This is a genomic window from Geobacillus thermocatenulatus, assembly GCF_002217655.1.
In the GTDB taxonomy this organism is placed as follows: domain Bacteria; phylum Bacillota; class Bacilli; order Bacillales; family Anoxybacillaceae; genus Geobacillus; species Geobacillus thermocatenulatus.
Window position 1 is genome coordinate 1,252,616 of the sequence record NZ_NEWK01000001.1, and the last position, 20,290, is coordinate 1,272,905.

15 protein-coding genes are annotated in these 20,290 nt (G+C 55.1%); 12 read left to right on the forward strand and 3 right to left on the reverse strand.

What is annotated here, in order from left to right:
- The first annotated feature begins 7 nt into the window (after positions 1-7).
- The 9 genes from B9L19_RS06375 (at position 8) to B9L19_RS06415 (ending at position 10,460) form a co-directional block, all read left to right on the forward strand.
- On the forward strand, positions 8-1,111 hold the full coding sequence (locus B9L19_RS06375; RefSeq protein WP_025948995.1) for a leucine dehydrogenase: 1,104 nt from the start codon (positions 8-10) through the stop codon (positions 1,109-1,111).
- 55 nt (positions 1,112-1,166) lie between these two features.
- A complete protein-coding gene (buk, locus tag B9L19_RS06380) occupies positions 1,167-2,279 on the forward strand; it encodes a butyrate kinase (protein ID WP_025948996.1) in 1,113 nt (370 codons plus the stop codon).
- Between the two features lie 30 nt (positions 2,280-2,309).
- Positions 2,310-3,731, forward strand: coding sequence for a dihydrolipoyl dehydrogenase (gene lpdA / locus B9L19_RS06385; RefSeq protein WP_025948997.1), 1,422 nt, complete (start codon positions 2,310-2,312; stop codon positions 3,729-3,731).
- Positions 3,732-3,794: 63 nt separating this feature from the next.
- Positions 3,795-4,790 (forward strand): thiamine pyrophosphate-dependent dehydrogenase E1 component subunit alpha, encoded by a 996-nt coding sequence (locus B9L19_RS06390; RefSeq protein ID WP_025948998.1) that lies wholly within the window; start codon positions 3,795-3,797, stop codon positions 4,788-4,790.
- Between the two features lie 17 nt (positions 4,791-4,807).
- Entirely contained in the window at positions 4,808-5,791 is a 984-nt protein-coding gene (locus B9L19_RS06395; RefSeq protein ID WP_047752818.1) for an alpha-ketoacid dehydrogenase subunit beta, read from the forward strand.
- A 148-nt stretch (positions 5,792-5,939) separates the two neighbouring features.
- Positions 5,940-7,283: a dihydrolipoamide acetyltransferase family protein gene (locus B9L19_RS06400; RefSeq protein ID WP_047752819.1), complete on the forward strand. Its 1,344-nt coding sequence runs from the start codon at positions 5,940-5,942 to the stop codon at positions 7,281-7,283.
- A 119-nt stretch (positions 7,284-7,402) separates the two neighbouring features.
- The gene (locus tag B9L19_RS06405) at positions 7,403-8,380 is read left to right on the forward strand and encodes a YncE family protein (protein WP_047752820.1); all 978 of its coding nucleotides are present in this window, start codon (positions 7,403-7,405) and stop codon (positions 8,378-8,380) included.
- The gene (locus B9L19_RS06410) at positions 8,377-9,051 is read left to right on the forward strand and encodes a response regulator transcription factor (RefSeq protein WP_025949002.1); all 675 of its coding nucleotides are present in this window, start codon (positions 8,377-8,379) and stop codon (positions 9,049-9,051) included. The genes B9L19_RS06405 and B9L19_RS06410 overlap by 4 nt, the downstream gene beginning before the upstream one ends.
- A gap of 2 nt (positions 9,052-9,053) precedes the next feature.
- On the forward strand, positions 9,054-10,460 hold the full coding sequence (locus tag B9L19_RS06415) for a sensor histidine kinase (RefSeq protein ID WP_025949003.1): 1,407 nt from the start codon (positions 9,054-9,056) through the stop codon (positions 10,458-10,460).
- A gap of 331 nt (positions 10,461-10,791) precedes the next feature.
- Here B9L19_RS06415 and B9L19_RS06420 read toward each other — a convergent pair whose 3' ends face one another.
- The 3 genes from B9L19_RS06420 to B9L19_RS06430 all read right to left on the reverse strand — a co-directional run bounded on the left by B9L19_RS06420 (position 10,792) and on the right by B9L19_RS06430 (position 14,327).
- Positions 10,792-13,206: an ABC transporter permease family protein gene (locus tag B9L19_RS06420; RefSeq protein ID WP_053914908.1), complete on the reverse strand. Its 2,415-nt coding sequence runs from the start codon at positions 13,204-13,206 to the stop codon at positions 10,792-10,794.
- A complete protein-coding gene (locus B9L19_RS06425) occupies positions 13,203-13,880 on the reverse strand; it encodes an ABC transporter ATP-binding protein (RefSeq protein WP_025949005.1) in 678 nt (225 codons plus the stop codon). The genes B9L19_RS06420 and B9L19_RS06425 overlap by 4 nt, the downstream gene beginning before the upstream one ends.
- 75 nt (positions 13,881-13,955) lie before the next feature.
- The gene (locus B9L19_RS06430; protein WP_025949006.1) at positions 13,956-14,327 is read right to left on the reverse strand and encodes a hypothetical protein; all 372 of its coding nucleotides are present in this window, start codon (positions 14,325-14,327) and stop codon (positions 13,956-13,958) included.
- Positions 14,328-14,898: 571 nt separating this feature from the next.
- Between B9L19_RS06430 and B9L19_RS06435 the strand changes: the two genes are divergently transcribed.
- Genes B9L19_RS06435 through meaB form a run of 3 tightly spaced genes read left to right on the forward strand, consistent with a single transcriptional unit; the run spans position 14,899 to position 20,271 of the window.
- On the forward strand, positions 14,899-16,947 hold the full coding sequence (locus tag B9L19_RS06435; RefSeq protein ID WP_047752822.1) for a methylmalonyl-CoA mutase family protein: 2,049 nt from the start codon (positions 14,899-14,901) through the stop codon (positions 16,945-16,947).
- Positions 16,931-19,126 (forward strand): methylmalonyl-CoA mutase, encoded by a 2,196-nt coding sequence (scpA, locus tag B9L19_RS06440; RefSeq protein WP_047752823.1) that lies wholly within the window; start codon positions 16,931-16,933, stop codon positions 19,124-19,126. Before B9L19_RS06435 ends, scpA begins: the two co-directional genes overlap by 17 nt.
- Positions 19,123-20,271, forward strand: a complete 1,149-nt coding sequence (gene meaB / locus B9L19_RS06445; protein WP_025949009.1) for a methylmalonyl Co-A mutase-associated GTPase MeaB — start codon at positions 19,123-19,125, stop codon at positions 20,269-20,271. The genes scpA and meaB overlap by 4 nt, the downstream gene beginning before the upstream one ends.
- The last annotated feature ends 19 nt before the right edge of the window (positions 20,272-20,290 follow it).

Below are 20,290 nucleotides of genomic sequence, written 5' to 3' on the forward strand. Positions count from 1 at the left end.
TCTTTCGATGGAACTGTTTAAATATATGGAGATGTACGATTATGAACAAGTATTGTTTTGCCAAGACAAAGAATCCGGATTGAAGGCGATCATCGCTATCCATGACACGACGCTCGGCCCGGCGCTCGGCGGGACGCGCATGTGGATGTACAATTCGGAAGAAGAGGCGCTTGAAGACGCCTTGCGCCTCGCTCGCGGCATGACGTACAAAAACGCGGCTGCCGGCCTCAATTTGGGCGGCGGCAAAACAGTGATCATCGGCGATCCACGCAAAGATAAAAATGAAGCGATGTTCCGCGCGTTCGGCCGCTTCATTCAAGGGCTGAACGGCCGCTACATTACGGCGGAAGACGTCGGCACGACCGTTGCCGATATGGACATCATCTACCAAGAAACGGACTATGTGACTGGCATTTCGCCGGAATTCGGTTCATCCGGCAACCCGTCGCCGGCCACGGCTTACGGCGTATATCGTGGGATGAAAGCGGCGGCGAAGGAAGCATTTGGCAGCGATTCGCTTGAAGGAAAAGTTGTCGCCGTCCAAGGAGTCGGCAATGTCGCCTACCATTTATGCCGCCATTTGCACGAAGAAGGAGCGAAACTCATCGTTACCGACATCAACAAGGAAGCGGTGGCGCGCGCGGTCGAGGAATTTGGAGCGAAAGCGGTTGACCCGAACGACATTTACGGCGTGGAGTGCGATATTTTTGCTCCATGCGCGCTCGGCGGCATCATCAACGACCACACGATTCCGCAGCTGAAAGCGAAAGTAATCGCCGGATCGGCGAACAACCAGCTGAAAGAGCCGCGCCATGGCGACATGATCCATGAAATGGGCATCGTCTATGCACCGGATTATGTGATCAACGCCGGCGGCGTCATCAACGTCGCTGATGAGCTGTACGGCTACAACCGCGAACGGGCGATGAAAAAGATCGAGCAGATTTATGACAACATCGAAAAAGTGTTTGCCATCGCCAAGCGCGACAACATTCCGACGTATGTGGCCGCCGACCGAATGGCGGAAGAGCGGATTGAAACGATGCGCAAAGCGCGCAGCCAATTTTTGCAAAATGGCCATCATATTTTAAGCCGCCGCCGCGCCCGCTAATAGCGGCGCGGGGCGGCCTTCCGCCCCGCCGGCGGATGATGGAGGGACAGCAACGATGGAAGAGCAGAAGTTTCGCATTTTAACGATCAATCCAGGCTCGACTTCAACGAAGATCGGCGTGTTTGAAAATGAACGGCCATTGCTCGAAAAAACGATCCGTCACGAGGCGGACGTGCTTCGGCAATATAAAACGATTGCGGATCAGTATGAGTTCCGCAAACAAACGATTTTGCAAGCGCTGGATGAAGAAGGGATCAATTTATCGAAGTTGAGCGCCGTCTGCGGCCGCGGCGGGCTTCTCCGTCCGATCGAAGGCGGGACGTACCGCGTCAATGAGGCGATGCTTGAAGATTTGCGCCGCGGTTATTCGGGACAGCACGCCTCCAATCTCGGCGGCATTTTGGCTCATGAGATCGCCTCAGCCTTAAACATCCCGGCGTTTATCGTCGACCCAGTCGTCGTCGACGAACTCGATCCAATCGCCCGGATCAGCGGGTTCCCGCTCATTGAGCGGCGCAGCATTTTCCACGCCTTAAACCAAAAAGCGGTCGCGCGCCGCGTCGCCAGGCAGCTCGGCAAACGGTATGACGAACTGAACTTGATCGTCGCCCATATGGGCGGCGGCATCACGGTCGGCGCCCATAAGCAAGGGCGGGTGGTTGACGTGAACAACGGGCTTGACGGCGAAGGCCCGTTCAGTCCGGAGCGCGCCGGGACGGTGCCGGCCGGCGATTTGGTAGCGCTATGCTTCTCGGGCGACTACTATCGCGAGGAAGTGATGCGCATGCTTGTCGGCCAAGGCGGACTTGTCGGGTACCTTGGCACGAACGATGCGGTGAAAGTCGAGAACATGATCGAAGCCGGCGATGAAAAGGCCAAGCTCGTGTATGAGGCGATGGCGTACCAAGTGGCGAAAGAAATCGGTGCGGCAAGCGCTGTATTGGCGGGCAAAGTTGACGCCATCATTTTGACCGGCGGACTGGCGTATGGCAAATCGTTCGTCGAACAGATCACTCGCCGCGTGCAATGGATCGCCGATGTGATCGTCCATCCGGGCGAAAACGAACTGCAGGCGCTCGCCGAAGGCGCGCTTCGCGTCCTGCGCGGCGAAGAAGAGGAAAAAGTGTATCCAGGCGAGGCCGTTTCGCCGGTTCCAGCCCGGCGCTGATGCGGCAACGGACAGAAAGGAGAAGGCAAGATGGCAAAGGAATACGATGTCGTCATTCTTGGCGGAGGAACGGGTGGCTATGTGGCCGCCATTCGCGCCTCGCAGCTCGGGTTGAAAACGGCCGTTGTGGAAAAAGGAAAGCTCGGCGGCACGTGCCTGCACGCCGGCTGCATTCCGTCCAAAGCGCTGCTTCGCAGTGCTGAAGTGTACGCGCAAACGAAAAACGGCGAGGCGTTTGGCGTCATCGCCGACGGCGTGCGCCTTGATTTTGCCAAAGTGCAGGCGCGCAAAGCGGCGATTGTCGACCAGCTCCATAAAGGTGTGCAGCATTTGATGAAAAAAGGGAAAATTGATGTGTACGCCGGCATCGGCCGCCTGCTCGGCCCGTCGATCTTTTCCCCGCTGCCGGGGACGGTGTCGGTCGAAATGAACGACGGCAGCGAAAACGAAATGCTCGTCCCGAAATTCGTCGTCATCGCCACCGGTTCGCGCCCGCGCACGCTGCCGGGGCTCGAGCCGGACGGCGAATTCGTGATGACGTCCGATGAAGCGCTGCAAATGGAGACGCTTCCCTCGTCCATCTTGATTGTCGGCGGCGGTGTGATCGGCATGGAATGGGCGTCGATGCTCAACGATTTCGGCGTGGAGGTCACCGTGCTTGAGTATGCCGATCGCATTTTGCCGACAGAAGATGAAGATGTCTCAAAAGAAATGGAAAAACTGCTCCGCCGCCGCGGTGTCAACATCGTCACAGGAGCGCGGGTGCTCGCGGAAACGCTCGAGAAAGGAAACGGCGTCACGATCCAAGCGGAGCATCAAGGCGAGCGAAAAACGTTTGCGGCTGACAAGATGCTCGTTTCCGTCGGACGGCAAGCCAACATTGAAGGAATTGGTCTCGAAAACACCGAAATTGTTGTGGAGAAGGGATATATTCAAACAAACGAGTTCGGCCAAACGAAAGAATCGCACATTTACGCAATCGGTGATGTCATCGGCGGCCTGCAGCTTGCCCATGTTGCGGCCCATGAAGGGATTGTCGCCATTGAGCATTTGGCCGGGCGCAACCCAGCGCCGATTGACTATACGATGGTGCCCCGCTGCATTTACACCCGTCCGGAAGCGGCGGCAGTTGGCTTAACCGAACAAGAGGCGAAAGCGAAAGGCTATGATGTCAAGGTCGGCAAATTTCCGTTTAAAGCCATTGGCAAGGCGCTTGTGTTCGGTGAGGCGGAAGGGTTTGTGAAACTCATCGCCGACCGGAACACGGACGATCTGCTTGGCGTCCATATGGTCGGGCCGCACGTGACCGATTTGATTTCCGAAGCCGGTCTCGCCCGCGTGCTCGATGCGGCCCCGTGGGAAGTGGCGCATGCGATCCATCCGCACCCGACGCTGTCAGAGGCCATGGCGGAAGCAGCGCTGGCGGTCGATGGCAAAGCGATTCATTTTTAAGTTCTAGCGGCATCCGTTCGGTGCATGATCATTCATTGACAAGGAATAAGGGAGGTTGTTGCGATGGCGCAAAACCGTCATCAGGCGCTCGGATTAAGCGATGACACCGTGTTGGAAATGTATGAAACAATGCTTCTCGCCCGCAAGCTCGATGAGCGGATGTGGCTGTTAAACCGCGCCGGGAAAATTCCGTTCGTCATCTCGTGCCAAGGGCAGGAAGCGGCGCAAGTCGGCGCGGCGTTCGCCCTTGATCGGACGAAGGACTATGTACTGCCGTACTACCGGGATATGGGGGTTGTGTTGACGTTCGGCATGACGCCAAGAGAATTGATGTTAGCGGCGTTCGCCAAGGCGGAAGACCCAAACTCCGGCGGCCGGCAAATGCCCGGGCATTTCGGGCAAAAGAAAAACCGGATCGTCACCGGCTCCTCGCCGGTGACGACGCAAGTGCCGCATGCGGTCGGCTTTGCGTTGGCGGCGAAAATGGAAAAGAAAGATTTCGTCGCTTTCGTCACCTTTGGCGAAGGATCGTCGAACCAAGGCGACTTCCATGAAGGGGCCAACTTCGCTGGCGTTCACAAGCTTCCGGTGATTTTTATGTGCGAAAACAACAAGTACGCCATTTCCGTGCCGATTTCGAAACAACTCGCGTGCGAAAAGGTGTCGGACCGCGCCGTCGGCTACGGCATGCCGGGCTATACGGTCGACGGCACCGATCCGCTTGAAGTGTACCGCGTCGTCAAAGAAGCAGCCGACCGCGCCCGCCGCGGCGAAGGGCCGACGCTCATCGAGGCGGTGACATACCGGCTGACGTCGCACTCGTCGGACGACGACCATCGCGTCTACCGGACGGAAGAAGAGCTCGCTGAGGCGCGCGCCAAAGACCCGATCGTCACATTTGCCAACTATTTGAAAGAAACGGGCGTTTTGACCGATGAACGGGATGAAGAAATTCAAGCGCGCGTCATGAAGGAAGTGAACGAAGCGACCGACTACGCCGAAAAGGCGCCGTACGCCGAGCCGGAGCACGCGCTTCGCTACGTGTATGCCGAGGAGTAAGGGAGGGGGACTTGACGATGCCTGTTATTTCCTATATTGATGCGGTTACGATGGCGATTCGCGAAGAGATGGAACGAGACCCACGCGTGTTTGTGTTAGGAGAAGACGTCGGCCGAAAAGGCGGGGTGTTCAAAGCGACGCAAGGATTGTACGAGCAGTTCGGCGAAGAGCGCGTCATCGACACGCCGCTTGCTGAATCGGCGATCGTCGGCGTCGGCATCGGCGCGGCGATGTACGGCCTGCGCCCGATTGCCGAAATTCAGTTTGCCGATTTTATCATGCCAGCGGTCAACCAAATCATTTCGGAAGCGGCGCGCATCCGCTACCGCTCGAACAACGACTGGAACTGCCCGATCGTCATCCGCGCCCCGTACGGCGGCGGCGTTCACGGTGCTCTGTACCACTCTCAATCGGTGGAAGCGATTTTCGCCAACCAGCCGGGGCTGAAAATCGTCATGCCGTCGACGCCGTATGATGTAAAGGGATTATTGAAAGCGGCGATTCGCGACGAAGACCCGGTGCTCTTTTTCGAGCATAAACGCGCCTACCGCCTCATTAAAGGGGAAGTGCCGGAGGACGACTATGTGCTTCCGATCGGCAAGGCGGATGTCAAGCGTGAAGGCGATGACATCACCGTCATCACGTACGGGCTGTGCGTCCATTTTGCCTTGCAGGCGGCCGAGCGCGTCGCGCAAGACGGCATTTCCGTTCACCTGTTGGATTTGCGCACCGTCTACCCGCTCGACAAAGAAGCAATCATTGAAGCGGCGAGCAAAACAGGAAAAGTGCTGCTCATTACGGAAGACAATAAAGAAGGCAGCGTCATGAGCGAAGCCGCCGCCATTATCGCGGAGCATTGTTTGTTTGATCTCGACGCGCCGATTATGCGCCTCGCCGGTCCAGACGTCCCGGCCATGCCGTATGCGCCGACGATGGAAAAGTTCTTTATGGTCAACCCGGAAAAAGTCGAAAAAGCGATGCGTGAACTCGCGGCGTTTTAATGGAAGGATCCATGCCGCCTCCCGTCTAGGAGCAGTGGAGGAGGGAGAAACCCCGGTCCGTTGCGGAGCTTCTCAAGTTTTGAGGCGAACCGCAGGCGGCCGGGGCGCCGCGGCGAAGACATTGCAGCGAAGATAGGAGGGTATCGATGTGGCCATCGAACAATTGACGATGCCTCAGCTCGGGGAAAGCGTCACGGAAGGCACGATCAGCAAATGGCTCGTCTCCCCGGGCGACAAAGTGAACAAATACGACCCAGTTGCCGAAGTCATCACCGATAAAGTGAGCGCGGAAATTCCGTCGTCATTTGCCGGCGTCATTCGCGAGCTGATCGCCAAAGAAGGGGAGACGCTCCCGGTCGGCGCGCCGATTTGCACGATCGAAGTCGAAGGCGCTGCACCGGCTCCGGAAGCGAAGCCGGCGGATGAAGCGCCGAAAGCAGAAGACAGCGCGGAACCAGCCGCTCCGAAAAAGGCCGCTCGGGCAAACAACGGCCGCTATTCGCCGGCCGTGCTCCGCCTCGCCCAAGAGCACGGCATTGACTTGGAACAAGTCCAAGGCACCGGTCTTGGCGGGCGGGTGACGCGCAAAGATTTGCTCAAACTCATTGAGTCCGGGCAAATTCCGAAAGCGGGAGCGGCACCGGCGGCGGAACAAGCGGCGCCAAAAGCGGAACCGAGAACGGAGCAGCCGGCCCCGGCCGCCGCGGCGGCTCAACCGTCTGCCGCTGCCGCGCCAACCGCGCCGCAAGCAGCGCCGGTCAAACTAGCGGCCCCGAACGTCGAAGCCGGAGCGGGCGACATCGAAATTCCGGTCACCCCGGTGCGCAGAGCGATCGCCGCGAACATGCTCCGCAGCAAACACGAAGCGCCGCACGCGTGGACGATGGTCGAAGTCGACGTGACCGACCTGGTCGCCTACCGCGATGCGATCAAAGACGAGTTCAAGCGGCGTGAAGGGTTCAATTTGACGTATTTCGCCTTCTTCGTCAAGGCGGTCGCCCAAGCGCTGAAAGAATTTCCGCAGCTGAACTCGACGTGGGCGGGCGATAAGATCATTCAACGCAAAGACATCAACATCTCGATCGCCGTCGCGACCGATGACGCCTTGTTCGTGCCCGTCATCAAGCACGCCGATGAAAAAACGATCAAAGGCATCGCCCGCGAAATCGCTGAACTGGCGGCGAAAACGCGCGCCGGCAAACTGCGCCCGGAAGACATGCAAGGCGGCACGTTCACCGTCAACAACACCGGCGCGTTCGGCTCGGTGCAGTCGATGGGCATTATCAACTACCCGCAAGCGGCCATTTTGCAAGTGGAAACGATCGTCAAACGACCCGTCGTCAAAAACGGCATGATCGCCATCCGCGACATGGTCAACTTATGCTTGTCGCTTGACCATCGCGTCTTGGACGGCCTCATTTGCGGCCGCTTCCTCGCCCGCGTCAAAGCGATTTTGGAAAACATGAACAAAGACAACACGCCGATTTATTAACGATTCCCCCATCGCCATCGGTTGGCGGTGGGGTTTTTTGCGTGGCGGGATTTCAAACTTCTTTCACAAATATGAAGTATAATGTGGGCAGAAACGAACGTGCGAAGGAGAAAAACGAGATGAAACGAGCGAGCGTGTCGGTGCTGTTGTGCTGGTTCTTTCTGCTAAGCGGCTGCGTCCATCCGTCGTTTCCCCCGGTGGCCGCTTCGCTTTCTGTCGTCATCAGCCTCGATGTCAAAGCGGAAACGGTCACCTTTTTGAATGCAGAAAACGGCCGCAAAATCGCCCGTTGGAACATCAATGAACCGTTTCAAGGAGGGGCGTTGAGCCCAGACGGCCGGACGCTTCTTTTGTACGGACGGGAGCTTGACGGCGTATATCGGTATGATTTGGCGACGGGAAAGCCGCTTTCAGAGTGGAAAACGGGAAGCGGCATCGTCAGCGCGGCCCCGTCCCCGGATGGCCGGACGTGGTTTTTGGGCGACAGCGAACATCACGCGGTGCGCGTTGTGAGCCGGGTCGGGAAAGAGATCGCCCGCCTTTCGGTCGGACACTCCCCGATGACGCTGCTTGTCAATCGCCAAGGAACGGAGATGTATGCCCTCGACTTCCAAGACGGCCGCGCCTTTGTCATTGATACGAGCCGCCTTCGTGTCATTCGCTCATTTTCGGTGCCGAAGATGGCGCTAGGCGGATTGATGCGCGAGCAGCAAGGGGAGTTGTGGATCGGCGGACATGGAAGCGGAAGCAAGGTGGAGACCAATATCCATGTCTATTCACTTCGAGACGGCCGCTTGTTGCGGACGGTTGCTGCGCCGGTCATGCCGGTCGATTTTGTCGAAACGAGCCGCGGCGTGTTTGTGCTAAGCCATGGTTCGAACACGATCCATCGGTTTTCGCCAAGCGGGAAGCGGCTCGGCTCCATCTCTGTCGGCGCCAATCCATTTGCGATGGAAGCGGCGTTCGGCCAGTTGTATATCGCGAGCTATGACAGCGATGAAATCATCGTGGTCGATGAGGCGACGCTGCGCCCGCTCGCCCGCTGGAAGACGGGAGACGGCCCGCTGCAGCTATTCATTCGGGAGGGACGAACATGAAGGAGTGCGTTGTTTTAATTGTGGATGATGAGGAAGACATGCGTCTGCTCGTTGGCATGTATTTGGAAAACGCCGGTTTTCGCTGCCTCGAAGCAGGGGACGGGGAAGAAGCGCTGGTGCTGCTTTCGCAACATCCGGTCGATGTTGTGCTGTTGGACGTCATGATGCCAAAACAGGACGGATTCGCCGTCTGCGCCCGCATCCGCGAGCAGTCGGACGTGCCGGTGTTGTTTTTGACCGCGCTTGGCGAAGAATGGGATAAAGTGAAAGGATTGAAGCTGGGCGGCGACGATTACATTGTCAAGCCGTTCAGCCCGGGGGAGCTCGTCGCCCGCCTCGAGGCGGTGCTGCGTCGGACCGGTCGCGGTTTTGAACATGAGGGGCATCTCCGATTTGGCAACCTGGCCATCGACGAAAAAGGCCGAACCGTGACTGTTGGCGGCCAGGCGGTGAAGCTGACGCTGAAAGAGTTTGAGCTGTTGCTGTTTTTGGCAAAACACCGCGGCCAGGTGTTCAGCCGCGACGACTTGCTCGTCAAAGTATGGGGGTACGACTATACGGGAAACGCTCGCACGGTCGATACGCATATCAAAACGCTGCGTATGAAGCTGAAAGACGCTGCCCGCCACATCCAAACCGTCTGGGGCATCGGCTACAAGTTTGAGGGATGAACATGAGGCGGCTTCGGTTAGGACAGAAAATATGGCTTTCGATCGGCGCCGCGGTCGTGGTGACGCTGGCGTTTTCCTTTGGCCTTCTGAATTATTTTTACAGAACGGTGTACATGAAAGAAGTCGAGCGAACATTGATCGCGGAAGGGACGAGCCTCGCCCGCGATTATCGCGGCGGGGCGGTGACGGAGGCGTATCGCCGTCAAATCGAATGGTATGATGAAAAATCGACGGCCACGATCTTGTTGATCGACAACCCGCGCGAACTGAGCGCCTGCTTTCCGTTTCCGGTCCACTATGACGCGTTGGTCAGCGGCCGCGACCGAGAAACGCTGTTAAATGGAAAGCCTGTCGTCAAAACGGGATACGAAAAGCGGTTCGGCCGCCGCGTGATGGCGGTCGTCGTTCCGCTTTTGGACGGCAGACGGCTTGAAGGAGCGATTTACTTGTATTTGCCGTTAGCCGACGTTCAGGCGGCAACGAAGCGGGCAGCCGCTGTGTTTTGGCCGTTCGCCGCCGTGTTCGCAGGCGCGCTGTTGGTGGCCGGGCGGCGGATGGTGCGGCAGATGACCGAGCCGCTCCAAGCGATGGAACAAGCGGCAGAACGCATGGCGGAAGGGCGTTATGAGGCGGACATTCCCGTGCGGAGCGATGATGAAATCGGCCGCCTGGCGAAGGCGTTCAACCAAATGGCGGACGCCATTGCCAAAGAAGACGAGCGGAAGCGCGCGTTTTTAGCGAACGTCTCGCATGAATTGCGCACGCCGCTCAGCTATATGAAAGGATACAGCGAAGCGCTCCTTGCAGGCCTTGCGAAAACGGAAGAAGAGGAAAAGGCGCATCTTCGCCTCATCCACCGCGAAACGGAGCGGATGGAGCGGCTGGTGCGCGATCTTTTGGATTTGGCGCGCCTTGAAGGGCAAAGCGTGCCGCTCGAGCGCGCGCCGTTGGCGTTCGCCCAAGTGATCGAAGATGTCATCGCCACGTATGAACCGATCGCCGCGCAAAAGCGGATCGAGCTGGCGTGCGAGTTGGACTATGACATCATCGTCAACGGCGACGCCGACCGGCTCGAACAAGTCGTGCGCAACTTGCTTGACAACGCCATCCGCTACACCCCAGAAGGCGGTGTGGTGACGGTGCGGCTTTCCCGCTTGTCGGAAACGGAAGGCGAGCTTGTCGTCCAAGACACGGGCAAAGGCATTCCAAAAGACCAGCTCCCGTTTCTCGGCCAGCGCTTTTTCCGCGTCGACCGCGCCCGCACCCGCAAAGAAGGCGGCACTGGCTTGGGGCTTGCCATCGTCAAACAAATCGTCTCTCTTCATGACGGCGCGATTTCGTTCGACAGCGACCTTGGACGTGGGACGACTGTATCGGTTCGCCTGCCGCTCGTTTGGGAAGAGGAGTAAACATCGTTCAAGACACAGGAATGGATGGTGTATAATCAATATAAATAGGAGGCAGGTGGAGGATATGGGTTCACCAGAAAAGGAACAGGCCCCTATGACCTACAAAGAGTATGTGGTACTCGGATGAGTGTATAACCGGGATGGGGCTGTTTTGGTTCGAGGATCGATTTGCGGAACGTTTTTTCGGAAATGACAACTCTCATTGACGGTGATGGTGAACAAAAGCTCCTTTCATTCCGTTTCAACAAGGTGATGAAAGGAGCTACTGTTCGATTATGGGGTTGCCTTATTCAAAAGGATTGCAAGAATGGGAAAAGGGAAGGCGAGAAGATTATTCCGACAGTTGAACAAGGCGAGATCCAATCATGGAACCCAAGGTTATGGCTACCATCAAGACAGCGATTCCTATGCCGATGCAAATCCACTTCATTGAGACGTTTAGCATACAAAGGATTGTTCCACTTATCACTGCTCCTGCCAAACTTGCCCAAGCAGACCATGCGAACGTTTCCATAAATAAAAATTTCACTATCTTTCCTTTTGTCCATCCAATCATTCTATACATGACGAATTCTTGTTTTCGTTCGTTGAACAAGGATGCTACTCCTTCACTCAATGAGATTGTGTTTAAGTAAAACACAACGATTGCAACAAACAGTCGAAAGAAATTCGTTCGATCATTAATGTAGTTTCCCATTGATGTCGTCGATGATCGTTGCCAAGCATCTCCTAATGCGGCGATATGGATGGCTAATAACGTCAGAGCGAGGCAAAGCACGAACATCATCGGGATGATCAGTTGTTTATAGTAGAAAATGGAGGCCAGCTGTTTGTATGCATGTATTCTCTTTCGTGTTTTCTCTCGTCTCATCCATAAAAGAGCAACAGCAGCCAACGTAAAGATCCATAACAGAACAGCAACGGCGTACATCGAAGGAGTGGCGTCCCATTGATACAAAAAGAAAAGCGACACAATAAGAGCAATGGATGTCAACATATATTGTTCAAGGATATTTCGCCAGCGAATCTTTTCCTTTTCCCATCCAATAATAGAAAGAAGTTCATTTTCTCTTGCCAATGTGTTCTGTTCAAATATAAATCGAACAACCAACCAGAACCCCGCGAAGAGAATGAGTAAAATTGTGGTGAGGATATAGAACCCATTCCATGTTTCTGTCAATGTTTGCGCAACGCCTAATGTCGTCCATGATTCTTTGACATTCCCAATCCCCTCTACCCGCAGCGTCATTTCCTTAAAAGAGGAACCGGCTACCACGTCCACCTCATATCCCATTTTTAGCAATTTGGTGGCGACTTTCTTGATTTTCTCCCGAGCTGCTTCGTTATAATTGGTGATTCCAGCAATCTTGATCCGTATGGCATCAATTGGTTTTTTGCCTTTAATCAGTTCTGCTGCATCAAGAGTGGTGACCCCGCTTGCTGGTGAAGGAATAAAGCTTCCTGGATGGGTGGTGGGGGTTAGAATGGTTCCGTCTTCAGCTATAGCTTTCATTTCCCCGTAAATGCCTAACGGGCTAGCAGCAAGTCTGTTTCGGGAGGACGTATTCTGTGAAAACGTTCCAACTTGTTCAATAAGAAAAGGTATGTCTTGAGATTCCTGCATTGATACGCCTTTTTTCTCTATTTTTTTATAAGAAGGCGGTTCGCCATGATGCACAATGTTTACTGTCGGTACAGATTGTACGTGTTCATATTGAAGTTTTGAAGCCACATAGTAGACGGACGTATTATGATCGGCTACAAATCTTTCCGACAGCATCGGCACAAATTGATCGGATAATGCTAAAGCAGAGCCATCAAACGGTTTTTGAAAATGGGATAAATTGATTTCCATTGTTTGAGATGATTGAATTGGCGCCTTTTGCAATGTCGACAAGGCCGCATCGATTTTTTCGGGAGACGCTTCCATCATCCATTGGCTTTCTCTGAGACCGAGCATCGTTAAATAGTCTGGCAGCTTGACATCCAATTGGTCAACAGTGAGCTTCAAATACAATGGGATATGTAAGTCGCGGTTTTGCAACACTTTTACAACAGGCGGATTTCCATAGCTTTTTAAAATGTCTTGGAGAATAGGGTTATTTGTCTTTTTCTTTAAAGCTGAAAAATCAATTCTGGTTAATTTTCCCTCGCTATCTGGATCGATAGCAACTAAAAGGTAGTAGTTCTCTGGCATAAGAACAGACATGGATGAACTAAACAGTTGTTGCTCTCTGTTATTGGTTATATACTGAATCATGCCCGGATGCGGCCGCTCAAAATAGACAATGGATTTTTCTTTGTTTAATGGATATTTTTTTCGGCCATCTGATGTATAAAATTGATATGTAAAGCGGGTCGGTCGGTTAAGTACGGGAAATTCTATTGAAACCTTTTTTCCACGGAAATAACCAAGAGATGCGACAGGCGCGGCAATTTCTACATCTGGATCTTCTTTGATTTTTTTCCATTCAGAAATGGAGATTCCTCCTTTGCTGTCTCCAATATAGTTTTCCTCGACCATATGGAGCGCCCGTTCAATCGTTGTGCGGGAAGAAGGTGGGCGTACAAGCAGGTCGTAGCTGCCTCGGCCGTACTGTTCAATCGATTTTTGAATGGTCGTTGTGGCCGTTTTCGACTTGTCCCATCCAAAAGGAATAAGAGTATAAATACTGATGAAGGCGAGGAGCGTGGTGATCGATATCCATTTTCGAGAATAGAGACGTTTCCATGTGATGGAAATCATATTCTCACCTCAGCCCTTGCAAGCATTCCATTCACTAAACGATAGATGTGATTGGCATGAACAGCTACTTCCATATCATGCGTGACGACAACCATCGTTTTTCCTTGTATGTGTAATTGGCAAAACAGTTGAACGATATGATTGCGATTCTCATGATCGAGATTGCCGGTAGGTTCATCGCAAAAAAGAACATCCGGGTTGGCGATTAATGCGCGGGCTATCGCCACCCGCTGCTTTTCTCCCCCAGATAGGCTTTCTGGCAGTCGAGAGAATAAAGACTCGTCAATTCCCATCATATGAAGCAGTTTTTTGGCTTTTTTGCGCAATTCATGTTTTGGGTGATCGTAATATAAGGGAAGGATCACATTATCCAATACAGAGTAGTAAGGAAGCAATTTGAAATCTTGAAAGACAAATCCGATATGGTTTCGCCTCCAATTGCTTCGTTGACGCTCTGTCAACTGATAAATGTTTGTATCGTTGAAACACACGTCCCCCGAGTCAGGATGGAGCAAACCAGATGCAATATGCAACAAGGTTGATTTTCCGCTGCCGGACGGTCCAACGATGGAAACCCACTCCCCTTTTGAAATGGCAAGCTGAATGTTTTTTAAAACTTCGAGTCGGCCCGACTGGATATGGAATGATTTGCTAATGTTTTTTAATGAAATCATGATGTCGCTCCTTTCATCATTGAGCACCCTAGTTTTTTTATTGAAACTAGGGTGCTTGATGGATGATTCAGTGTGTTATCTGTCTTTTAAAGTGACACTTCCGTAGGCTGCATCGCTTGTGCCATTGGAGACATAAAGAGACGTATACCATGTTTTTGTACTTAGTGATCCTTTATTGTAATAAGAAGTGCTATAAGTAGAATAATAATTGGCTTTTGGATCGTAAAAAGAAGTGGTGACCCCATTCCAATATTCCACATAATACGTATTGGTCGCCCCTCCGCCCCACGACAACTGTTTGGTGAAGTATGCAGAAGTGCCGATTTTTGTTTCATTAGCTGGACTTAAACTGGCGTACGTTGGTTCAGCGGCAAAGACATGAGGAATAGCGCTTGTCAGCAAAATTGCACTTCCCAGAATAGCGGATGTGAGTTTGTTCAGTTTCATGATCTTCCCCTCCTTTTTATACAAAAAATTCTATATATTACACATATCAAAAAAAAAGAAATTGTCAATATTTTTTGTCATCCAAACCCTTTTTAGTTTTGATTTGGTTCAGCAATATTGCTTAAAGAGATGTACGGTATAAAAAGAAAAAAATGTTGTGTTGGTTTTCCTCATCATGATCGTCTTTCTTTGTCAAGTATACTTTGTGGTGAAGATCCTTTGATTTGGATGATTTGTAAATTGTCTACACTTCACATTTCCGATCTTCTTGGTGAAATGGGGGAGTGCTTTCCATTCCCATGTCAAATGAATTCTTGACACATGTAAAATCCTTGCGATTTTGTGCGAAGTCCATGTCCCGTTTGACAGCAACCAAGAAGTCTTTGTTCATTGCCCAAAACCAGCCTATGTACTACAATAAACATAGAACCCGTTTTTTCCCACCCAAGCACGGCTTCATTTGTTTGGCGTGAGGCGCCATTGGGTGTTGCCCGTCTTCAGGTGGAAAAAGGCGCGGAAAAACGAAAGCGGTTTCTTTTTTGGGAGAAAGACGCGAAAGGGGAATGGGGAAATGAGCGATGTCGCAAAGATGAAGGAAGCGGTGTTTCCAGCTCCGACGGTGGAGGAGTGGGAGCGGGAAGCGGAAAAATCGCTGAAAGGCAAGCCGCTCGAGCGGCTTGTGACGATGACGTATGAAAACATTGCGGTGAAACCGCTCTATACGCGTCGCGATGTAGAGGCGCTCGGCCCGCTTGAGCAGTACCCGGGCTTTGGGCAGTACGTGCGCGGGGCGCGGCCGGAAGGGTATCGGGGCGGGCCGTGGAAGGTGAGCCAGGAGATTTCGGCGGCGAGCCCGTCCGATTGGAACGAAGCGGTCAAGCACGACTTGGAGCGGGGGCAGACGGAAATCCATCTTGCCCTTGGTCGGCTGCCGTTTGCCGTCGAGTCGGTTGAGGATGTGGCGGTGATGTTTGCTGGCGTGCCGCTCGATCGCTATTCGCTCCGGGTGGACGCCGGGGAGCGGTCGCTTTCGTTTTTGGCGCTGCTTGTCGCTTATTTCAAGGAGCAGGGAGTGCCGCTATCGAGCGTACGGGGCGCGATCGGCATGGATCCGCTCGGAGCGTGGGCGGAACAGGGGACGCTTTCGTGTTCGCTTGAGCGGCTGTATGATGAAATGGTGGAAGCAACAAAGTGGGCGAAGGACGAGATGCCTGTCGTCCGCACGATGTTCGTGCGCGGAGAGCCGTATCATAACGGCGGGGCGAACGCCGTGCAGGAGCTGGCGTTTGCGCTGGCGACGGCGGTCGAGTACATCCGCGCCGGGCTCGATCGAGGCTTGGCGGTCGACGACATCGCGGTGCGGATGCAAGCGTCGTTTGCGGTTGGAGCGGATTTCTTTATGGAAATCGCAAAACTGCGGGCGGCGCGGCGCTTGTTTGCGCAAGTGATGGAGGCGTTTGACGGCGGCGAATCGGCAAGGCGGATCGAGCTATATGTGCGCACCTCACCCTTTACGAAAACGGTGTACGACCCATATGTGAACATGCTGCGGGCGGCGGCGGAAGCGTTTGCGGCTGTTGTCGGCGGCGCCGATGGAGTGCACGTGTCGCCGTTTGACGAAGCGATCGGTCTTCCTGATGAGTTTTCGCGGCGCATCGCCCGCAACACGCAGCTCATTTTGCTTGAAGAGGCGCATATGGCGAACGTCATCGATCCGGCCGGCGGTTCGTATTATGTGGAAACGTTGACCGCTAGACTTGCCGAAGAAGCGTGGAAGCTGTTCCAGCGCGTCGAAGAACAAGGCGGCATGGCGAAGGCGCTCGAAGCCGGCTTCGTGCAGGCGGAAGTGGAAGCGGTCGCCAAGCAGCGGCTTGATCGGGTCAAGATGCGGAAGGAAAAAATCGTCGGCACGAACGTGTATGCGAACTTAGAAGAAACGCCGATCGAAAAGCCGACGCAAGCCGCGGTGAACGAGTTGCCGCCGCTGGAGGAAAAGCGGGTGGCTGATATTCGCAGCGCGCTTGCCTTCGGGAAGTGGATGGAAGCGGCGATTGATGCGGCTCGTCGCCGAGCAACCGCTCGGGAAATCGCGGCGGCTCTCGCTGACGGAAACACGTCCGTCCGCATTGCGCCGATTCGCGCATGGCGCTTGGCCGAGCCGTTTGAGCGGCTGCGCAAGGAGGCTGAGAAGCATGCGGAGCGCACGGGAAGCCGGCTTTCCGTTCACTTGATCAATATCGGACCGCTTGTCCGCCATCAGGCGCGCGCCGATTTCATCGCCGGGCTGTTTGCGGCCGGCGGGGTGGCGGCTGAACGAAGCGATGGCTTCGCCTCGGTCGAGGAAGCGGTCGAATGGGTGCAAAGCACGAGCGGGACGCATTATATCGTGTGCGGCGTCGACGACGATTATCCGGCGTTTGTTCCGGCGTTGGCTCGGGCGTTCAAGCAAGCGAAGCCGGACGCGAAGCTGTATGTGGCCGGAAAACCGCCGGAAGAGCTCGAGAACACGTACGCGGCCGCGGGCGTGGACGGATCGATTCATCTCGGTTCGAACGCGTACGAGGTGATCGCGGCGTTTCTCACGGAAAGAGGGGTGGCGTTGGATGGCGAAGTACATTGATTTTACAAAGATGACGCTTTCCGCCATAGCGGCCGATGTGGAGGAGAAACAGTGGAAAGACGCCATCGAGCGGCGCGTGCAAGCGTCGATCGATGAGCTGTTGGTTGAGACGAATGAGCACATTGCGGTGAAGCCGTTGTATACAAAGAATGACATCGATGGGTTCGATTTTCTTGATTATCTGCCCGGCTTGCCGCCGTACTTGCGCGGGCCGTATCCGACGATGTATGTCGTGCGGCCGTGGACGATCCGCCAATACGCCGGTTTTTCGACCGCCGAGGAGAGCAATGCCTTTTATCGGCGCAACTTGGCGATGGGGCAAAAAGGGTTGTCGGTCGCCTTTGACCTGGCCACCCACCGCGGCTATGACTCCGACCATCCGCGCGTCGTCGGCGACGTCGGCAAAGCAGGGGTCGCCATCGACTCGGTGCTCGATATGAAAATTTTGTTTGACGGCATCCCGCTTGACCAAATGTCGGTGTCGATGACGATGAACGGAGCGGTGCTCCCGATTATGGCGTTTTACATCGTCACGGCCGAAGAGCAGGGAGTGACGCAAGACAAACTGTCCGGCACGATTCAAAACGATATTTTGAAAGAATATATGGTGCGCAACACGTACATTTATCCGCCGGAGATGTCGATGCGCATCATCGCCGACATTTTCGCCTATACGGCCAAATACATGCCGAAGTTCAACAGCATCAGCATCTCCGGCTACCATATGCAGGAAGCCGGGGCGCCGGCCGATCTGGAGCTGGCGTACACGCTCGCCGACGGGCTTGAGTACGTGCGCACCGGCTTGAAAGCGGGCATTGACATCGACTCGTTCGCGCCAAGGCTGTCGTTTTTCTGGGCGATCGGCATGAACTACTTTATGGAAGTGGCGAAACTGCGGGCGGCGCGCCTCATGTGGGCGAAAATGATGAAAACGTTCAACCCGAAAAACCCGAAATCGCTTGCTCTAAGAACGCATTCGCAAACGTCGGGCTGGAGCTTGACCGAGCAAGATCCGTTCAACAACGTCGTGCGCACGCTCATCGAGGCGCATGCGGCGGCGATGGGGCATACGCAGTCGCTCCATACGAACGCCTTGGATGAAGCGATTGCCTTGCCGACGGATTTCTCGGCGCGCATCGCCCGCAATACGCAACTGTACTTGCAGGAAGAAACGGGCATTTGCCGGACGATCGACCCGTGGGCCGGTTCGTATTACGTCGAAGCGTTGACGAACGAATTGATGAAGCGGGCGTGGGCGCATATCGAAGAAATCGAAAGCTTGGGCGGGATGGCGAAAGCCATTGAAACCGGCATCCCGAAAATGCGCATCGAAGAAGCGGCGGCCCGCCGCCAAGCGCGCATCGATTCAGGAGCGGAAACGATCATCGGCGTGAACCAATACCGCCCGGACAAAGAAGAACCGATCGACATTTTGGAAGTCGACAACACCGCCGTGCGCCAGCGGCAAATCGAGCGGCTGAACGAGCTCAAGGCGATGCGCGACAACGAGCAGGTCGAAGCGGCGCTTGCCGCCATCACGAAAGCGGCGGAAACGGGCGAAGGGAACTTGCTTGAGCTCGCTGTCCAAGCGGCGCGCGTCCGGGCGACGCTCGGGGAAATTTCGTATGCGATCGAAAAAGTGGCGAGTCGCCATCGCGCCGCCATCCGCTCGATCAGCGGCGTGTACAGCTCGGAATACAAAAACGAAACCCAGCTCGAACGGGTGAAGCGGCGGGTGGAGCAGTTTGCCGAACTGGAAGGGCGGCGTCCGCGCATCTTGATTGCGAAAATGGGGCAGGATGGCCATGACCGCGGGGCGAAAGTCGTCGCCACAGCGTTTGCCGATCTGGGGTTTGACGTTGACATCGGCCCGCTTTTCCAGACGCCGGAAGAAACGGCGCGCCAAGCAGTTGAAAACGACGTGCACGCCGTCGGCATCAGCTCGCTCGCCGGCGGACATAAAACGCTCGTGCCGCAGCTTGTGGCGGAGCTTGAAAAACTCGGCCGCGGCGACATTCTCGTTTTTGTCGGCGGCGTCATCCCGCCGCAAGACTACGCGTTTTTGTATGAACACGGCGCTGCCGCCATCTTCGGGCCGGGCACCGTGATTCCGGAGTCAGCGGAAAAAGTGTTGGATGAAATTTACGCCCGGCTTGGCTATGAGGAAGTGAACCCATGAGCGGGGAAGAGAAACGGCGGGAACAGGAAAGCGGCCAGAGCGCAGCTTCGGACGGGCAGCCGCGGCGCCCGGAATGGGCGGACGGCAATGGCTTGTCGTCGTACGTGCAAGCCGAGCGTCCGCCGGCGCCAAAGCGGGTCGTGAGACGGAAAGAGCGGTCGGTCGAAGAGTACGTCCAAGGGGTGCTCGCCGGCGACCGCACCATTTTGGCGCAGGCGATTACACTTGTCGAAAGCAATGCGTCTAGGCATATGGATCTTGCCCAGCAAGTGCTCAATGAACTGCTCCCCCACGTCGGCCGCTCGATTCGCATCGGCGTCACCGGCGTGCCGGGAGCGGGAAAAAGCACGTTCATTGAAGCGTTCGGCACGTTTTTGTGCGAGCAAGGGCACCGCGTCGCCGTCTTGGCCGTCGACCCGACAAGCTCGTTGACCGGCGGCAGCATTCTCGGCGACAAAACGCGGATGGAGGCGCTCGCCCGCCATCCGCGCGCCTTCATCCGCCCATCTCCATCCGGTGGGGCGCTTGGCGGCGTGCACCGGAAAACGCGCGAGACGATGATGCTGTGCGAAGCAGCCGGCTATGACATCATCCTCGTCGAAACGGTCGGCGTCGGGCAAAGCGAGTTTGTCGTCCGCGGGATGGTTGACTTTTTCCTTCTTTTGGCGCTAACCGGCGCCGGCGACGAGCTGCAAGGCATGAAGCGCGGCATCATGGAGCTGGTCGACGCCATCGTCATCAACAAGGCGGACGGCGACAACAAAGAAAAAGCGCGGACGGCGCAAAACGAATACAACCAGTTTCTCCATTACCTCCGCCCGGCCACGCCCGGCTGGGAGACGAAAGCATACACATGCTCAGCGCTGTTGGGCGAAGGGATCGCCGATATGTGGCGCGTCATTCAAACGTTCGTCGAGACGACGAAGCGATCGGGCGTGTTTTTCGACCGCCGCCGCCAGCAGCAAAAAGACTGGATGCATGCCATGATCAAAGAATATATCGAAACGCGCTTTTTCGCCGACCCGATCGTGAAAGAAACGCTCCCGATGCTCGAGAACAGCGTCATTTCCGGCGCCAAGCCGGTCACCGCCGCCGTCCGCGAGCTGATCGAAGCGTATGAACGGAAGCGAGGCGGTGAACTGTGATATGATAAAGGCAAACCGA